This window comes from Moorena sp. (assembly GCF_982860115.1).
In genome coordinates, this window is the sequence record NZ_CEYLVT010000409.1 from 1 (window position 1) to 3,209 (window position 3,209).

Sequence of the window (3,209 nt, forward strand, 5' to 3'; positions counted from 1 at the left end):
TTCCCATAGTGTCGTAAAAAATATTCTATATCCAAGCTAACCTGCGGAATGTGGGATCTAATTTTGAAATGCCTACTGGATATAAGATTCATGCGATAAATATTTATGCTTATTAATTTTGAAATCTCTTCTGAGTAAGGCTTCTAGAATTTATAGCAGTCCTAAATGATTCGTGAAATATATTGGCCAAAGCGAACGCTATGACCCTTGTCCAGCAACGATTCCAGATTTTGCTGATTTTACAAATGATTTAGGATTGCTATAGCAGTTCTGCCGTTGCCAAAGAAACTTATAGACCGTTGTTACGCCGAGCCCGGTGGCTATTGCGTCAACATCCCGATGTCATGCTCAATGCAGATCCAGGTTTCGCGCTATCATGACCTGATCAGTTGGTTGCAACAAGCGGTTGGCATTACTGCCTACGGCTGCCCTGTGATGTACTACTGCATGGTCCGGTGTCGCTATCCGATTGAAGTCCGCTATCTGTGGCCACCATTAGCAGAGGCATTTTTTGATCATAATGTCGGTCATAGGCAAGATGGGGAGCATCGCTGTAACCTTGTATTAGCTACCGTCAAAGGGGTCAAGGAGCCAAAGGCCGTGATCACCGATGAGCCCCCACCTTACAAACGCTGTGGCAATACGGTTTGCGGTTTGAGGTAGAAGAACTATTTTTAGATAGTAAATCAGGAGCCAAAGAAGCTCGAGGACTCTCGGATTCGCTCAGCCCAAGCGCTGGAACGGCTCTACGAACGTGGCAGCCGTGGCCCTACTTTATGCTACTACCGGTCGGTATGGCTGTTCAACTTCTTCGCTTAGGTCGGCAGGTAGATCCCCATTGGTTTCGAGGTCTAAGCTATCTCAAAATTGGTCTGCGCTGGCTCAAAGGAGTAGTCAATAAAGGTAGGCAACTCAGTCGCGCCAGTACCGTTGTTACCTAAAGATCCGCAACCGTGCTTTGCTAGCCATAAAGCTGAGCATGATTACTACGACCAGATTTGGTTTTCCCGTATTCGGTCTTTAAAGTGTAGAACCTGATCTGCCTGGTTTTCACACAGATGTGTCAGGCACTCAGGTCATGCTGATATATCTTTTTTTTTATTAATCTGCTGTATCCCTTGCTACACAATGGCTATACCCGCTCTGTCCCCCCGTTAGGTGTTGTTTACATGACTTGTTGCAGGTGGCGACCCTCGGTACGCCACAGCCTGTCTAGGTTGTGGGATTTTTCTGTCTTAGGAGCGATCACTGAAAGTTTGCGGAATTTTTCGCGGCGTATTTTTACTCCTGTTAGCTGAAATCCATATCTGTCAAAGGATTTCAGCTCTTAAGATTTACTTGATAAATTAGCTCTAATGGATCAGGATAGATGAACTTCTAGGAAGATGATCACCTAGAACACCGATTCAGTAATATTAAGAAATATGACTCAATCGAGCGTTCAAGATTTAATTCAAATATTCTTGAAAAAGAAGTATAGGGGAATATCCAGAAATATTCTAGATATCGTCCCAATAAGGAATGATAGTCTGAATAATTCTTAATATTATTCTTAATGAGGTTAATAGACAGAAAGATTCTCAAGATCATGACCTATGGTTTGGATATCAAGAAAGTTTACGTCTAATAAATAGTTAGGCGTGTGACTCGAAGAGGGTCGAGGTAATCGACTAAGAGCTGATTTGTAAACAGAGCTATAACCATTGCGGTGCAAGGCTTTCATGATTTAGGCGTATTTTTGATCCTGTTAGCTGAAATCCATATCTGTCAAAGGATTTGAGCTCTTAAGATTTACTTGATAAATTAGCTCTAAAACTCTAAAATACCTTTTCCTGAAAATGTTTAGGCAGATATTAACCAAGGTAGAAACCTATTTCCCAGGAGAAATATTATAAATGAATCACCCTGAAGAAATGACTGTTCGTCAATATCTCAATTATGTTTATCCATTAGCGACTGCTGATTTTGCTAAGAAGTCGGATGCTGAACTGCAAATGTTTTTTGATAATTTAGATTTTTATTACAAGCTGAATCCTCAGCCACAAGCGGTGATACCAGAAGGTAAATATGTGCCACGCAATATTCACGATATGCCTAAGGTTGGGGATCTATACTCGCCAGCAATTATCAACCCTGATGGCTTTTGGTGCCGTAATGTTTATCCACCTGATAAGCCGCTAAACAACAGTGTTGTTAATGGTTTCTCATCCCACAGTAATGTAGAAATATGGCACTCCAATGTCTATAACGGGGCTAACGGAATTTACTATTATCTGATGTCTGGAAGTGGCATTTATGTCAATTTAGGCAACACCCTGGTGGCTCGCAATAAACTGCATGCCCTGCGTAAATTAGGTTGTAACAACGCACAAATTGCCCAGACTATGCAACGCCCTACAGGATACTGGCCTGACTATTATAAGGGGGAGTTACCGCCCAATAGTTTACTAATGTATTTCCAAGATTTGGTTGATCAGTACATGAAGCAACACAACTGTAGCCAGAGTCAGGCTGAAAATGCGCTCATTGATGCAGCCATCGACGAAACAAATTATCGATACGGCCGTATTAATGATACGGGATGGCAAGTTGATAAAGAGAACTTTCTCTTGGGAAAGCAGAGATATGATACCATTCAGTTAACAACTCAGGCGAATATGAACAATGGCTGGGCATTTGAAATTATCGATTTGCGTGTTCAAGGCGATAATCTCAAGGAAAATATGGGGCATTTGTCGCAGTATTACAGCATTCGCAATCCTTTAAATTTATCGCAATACCAGCAGCTGAATAATCAATGGCCTTACTATAATCTCTATTCTACGAACACAATGTCAGAGATAACTAAATACTACAAGACATACCAGGATCGCTTTCCGTTCGCCGGTCCAGGTTCTTATGTTTCTACACCAGTCCCAGGGTGTATCAGGGCAAACGCATCTAATCGCTAGACATTAGACAAGAAAAGCGTTTGACTGAACCCAAAAATTTGATCGCTCCCAAAATATTGACCGGGAAGTATAAAACTGGGCTGATATTTATTCGGCTTATAGATTTGCGAGTATTATTTTAAATAATTAATACATATGGTCGCCAAGAATTGAGACTAGACCGTCTAGTCTCGGACTGAGGGAAAAATACAGAGCGCGATTTATTGGGAGCATCCCATTTTGGAAAATACAAGAAGAGGGTGGGGTTTAATTTCGCGA

General features: G+C 41.6%; 3 protein-coding genes. All 3 read left to right on the forward strand.

The window, feature by feature from the left end; translation table 11 throughout:
- The first annotated feature begins 276 nt into the window (after positions 1-276).
- Positions 277-663: a hypothetical protein gene (locus AC4II3_RS32140; protein ID WP_488029825.1), complete on the forward strand. Its 387-nt coding sequence runs from the start codon at positions 277-279 to the stop codon at positions 661-663.
- A gap of 113 nt (positions 664-776) precedes the next feature.
- Positions 777-941 carry a hypothetical protein gene (locus AC4II3_RS32145; protein WP_488029823.1) on the forward strand — a complete coding sequence of 55 codons (165 nt, stop codon included), beginning with the start codon at positions 777-779 and terminating at the stop codon, positions 939-941.
- Between the two features lie 954 nt (positions 942-1,895).
- Entirely contained in the window at positions 1,896-2,951 is a 1,056-nt protein-coding gene (locus AC4II3_RS32150) for a hypothetical protein (RefSeq protein ID WP_488017166.1), read from the forward strand.
- The last annotated feature ends 258 nt before the right edge of the window (positions 2,952-3,209 follow it).

Bases quoted from the DNA above. Each gene is read 5' to 3' on its own strand.
- AC4II3_RS32145 (WP_488029823.1), top strand. From the start codon at position 777: ATGCTACTACCGGTCGGTATGGCTGTTCAACTTCTTCGCTTAGGTCGG.
- AC4II3_RS32150 (WP_488017166.1), top strand. From the start codon at position 1,896: ATGAATCACCCTGAAGAAATGACTGTTCGTCAATATCTCAATTATGTT.